Source organism: Paenibacillus sp. 598K (assembly GCF_003851045.1).
Taxonomy (GTDB): Bacteria; Bacillota; Bacilli; order Paenibacillales; family Paenibacillaceae; genus Paenibacillus_D.
Genome location: NZ_BFBX01000324.1, coordinates 1 through 270, shown reverse-complemented (window position 1 = coordinate 270; position 270 = coordinate 1). Strand labels below are relative to the sequence as shown.

The 270-nt window shown below is 68.5% G+C and carries 1 pseudogene; it reads left to right on the top strand.

From position 1 onward, the window contains the following. Positions 1–270, top strand: a pseudogene (locus PA598K_RS35315) (alpha-L-fucosidase); the annotation flags it as partial.

Sequence of the window (270 nt, the reverse complement as noted above, 5' to 3'; positions counted from 1 at the left end):
CGCCCGCGGGCGAGGAGCAGGCATGGATCGAGCTGGAGCTGCGGGAGGCGCCTACATTCGACCGCGTCGTCCTGATGGAGCAGATTGTCGAGGGGCAGCGGATCGAGCGGTTTGTCCTGGAGCGCTGGACGGGGGACGGGTGGGAGCCCTTTTACGAGGGCCAGGTCGTCGGCTACAAGCATATTTGCCGCTTCCCGCCGATTCGCACGAGCCGCCTCCGCCTCCGCATCGAGGCCTCGCGCTGGCGTCCGACGCTGCGGGCGATTGAGG